The organism is Bartonella sp. AU18XJBT (assembly GCF_028618595.1).
Lineage (GTDB): Bacteria > Pseudomonadota > Alphaproteobacteria > Rhizobiales > Rhizobiaceae > Bartonella.
Map to the genome: position 1 here is coordinate 1 of NZ_JAQITE010000101.1, position 2,380 is coordinate 2,380.

Below are 2,380 nucleotides of genomic sequence, written 5' to 3' on the forward strand. Positions count from 1 at the left end.
AAACGCGGGCGCGCTTACAAACATGCGCATTGCCATACACAAAGCCCATTATAATAGCGTTATTAGAAACCTTGGCATTTTCATAAATATAGGCAGGATTTAAAACAAGAGCATTATCATACACCCAGCAATTGCCATCATGGGATAGATTAGCTTCCTTTTCAATAAAGCCCCCTAAATCACCAGCCTTAACATCAGCAAAGTCTCTTAATGCTTTAATGCGATAAAGGGTTTGATTATTAAATACACGTGTCTCATTTGTGAGTGCAAACTTTTTTTGCATGGCACAATTCCTTTATAAGAAGATTTAATTTTTGAATGAGATGTTTTAAAGAGGGGCGCCCCCGCCGCGCCCGCGCGTCATTTACACAGTTGTAAAAACAATATCACCAGTGATAACAGATTCTTTATAATTGCCACCAATTTTGCTATCACCACTTATCTCAGTATAGCCAATAACCTGTGCATTGCCATAGACATGAGCATCACCATAGACCTTGCCATAAATTTTAGCATTGTCATAAATGCGAGCATCATCATAAACCTCAGCATTCTCAGAAATTAAAGCATTATTGGAAACCCGAGCGCCACCATAGATCTTGCCATAAACCTTAGCATTGTCACAAACACAGCCCCTATCATAAACATGGGCATAACCAGTCACTATAGCATTCCCATAAACCTTGGCTTCTCTATTGACCATAGCAGCGCCACAAACATGGGCATTATCGCAAACCCTAGCGTTATCAAAAACTATAGCATTTTCATAAACATGGGCATTATCATAAACTTGAGAGCTTCCTAAAACACGTGCTTTATCATAAATCTCAGCATTGCCATAAATTCTAGTTTTATCAAGAAACTTGCCATAAATAGTGTCATAAATTTTTGCATTTCCATACACTTTAGCATGTCCGAAAATATCACCATAAACCAATGCATTCTCATATACTTGCGCATTGCCATAAACCTCAGCTCTAATATGCACGCTAGCATTGCCATAGACCCTTGCATTTTCATAAATTTTTGCAGATCCAGTAATTTTTGCATTGTCATATATATGGGCATTATCGTAAACACGTGCATCCCCATAAACCATGGCATCCCCCCCGACCCAACAATCACCATTATGAGCTAAATTTGCAACCTTATGTATAAAGCCGCCTAGATCACCAGCTTTTATATTAGCAAAATCCCTTAAAGCCTGAATGCGATAAAGAGTATAATCACCAACCTCTATTGTCTCACCTGTAAATTCGTATTTTTTTGCAGGCTCTTGTTTGTTATTAGATGCGGTTTCATTTGAAATGGAAGAGATAACGGAGGTGTTTTTTGATATAGTTGTCATAATTAAATCCTTATCATAAAAATTGTTTGTTATTGACAGTCCATAAGGGCGCCGGGCGCTAACAAACACGGTGATAAGTCCGTTGCTTACACTTTCCCCATAGGGTATTGTATGGTGTAAGCACACCCGACAGAGTCATTATATGCTAGTTAAAACATAAAAGACAGTCAGTATTTTAAAGACATGGGAAAGGTTGTATCGTAACCTATCCGCTTATCAAAAGTGTTTGTTAATCACTTGAGTATTTATATAGCAAAATACGTATTTATTGTCAAATAATATTTTATCTTTTTTGATATTTTTTTGTATTTTTTAAATACGTTGTGTATTAATAATATCTTATGCTTATTAATTTCTTCTTTTATATTTATGTGCTTTTAAAGCTATATTATGTTCTTTGTGAAACGATTGCATTATTTTCTGAATCTATACATTTATAATATTTAGAAACGCTCTCATCATGCGTATTTTTATCTTTACAACCTATCATGTTTTTTACTAAATGGTTTTAAAGATTTCTGTTAATTTCTTTTAATAACACATTTGCAACTTAACAGCTTTTTATAGGGACTGTTTTTATAACCAATGCTTTCATTTGCATTTTGATTATGAAAATGCCTTATGATTATGAAAGCCTGCTTTTTTTCACGCATTCTCTATAGCTGTTATTTGCTTTATAGCCATGGCATCATTTTTCATTTTCATAAGAGAAATGATAAATAGGATAATTGTGATTTATAAACCGTTATGAAAACATCTCAATAGAAACTGATAATTATAGAGATCAGCAAAATAGCTTTTAATAGGCTTTTGTCAGTGATGTCAGTTTTGTCAGTTAACTCTAACCCCTATATTATTTTTTTTAATGAGAAAAATTAAAAACATTATATTTCAATATCTTAATACTTTTAAGACATAATTCATATCAATTGTACAATCTTTAAAGATAACCAATGATGTGAATTGATTAAAACTTGTCAGTTATGTGTCAGTAAATTGAACTGACAAAATGATTATTTTAGTAAGTAATTA

Annotated in this window: 1 protein-coding gene and 1 pseudogene; both read right to left on the reverse strand. The window is 33.4% G+C overall.

Features of this window, described 5'->3' with window-relative positions; translation table 11 throughout:
* A pseudogene (locus tag PVV60_RS10115) lies at positions 1-283 on the reverse strand (hypothetical protein); the annotation flags it as partial.
* Positions 284-364: 81 nt separating this feature from the next.
* Positions 365-1,348 (reverse strand): hypothetical protein, encoded by a 984-nt coding sequence (locus PVV60_RS10120; protein ID WP_273724628.1) that lies wholly within the window; start codon positions 1,346-1,348, stop codon positions 365-367.
* Between the last annotated feature and the right edge of the window lie 1,032 nt (positions 1,349-2,380).

Bases quoted from the DNA above. Each gene is read 5' to 3' on its own strand.
- PVV60_RS10120 (WP_273724628.1), bottom strand. From the start codon at position 1,348: ATGACAACTATATCAAAAAACACCTCCGTTATCTCTTCCATTTCAAAT.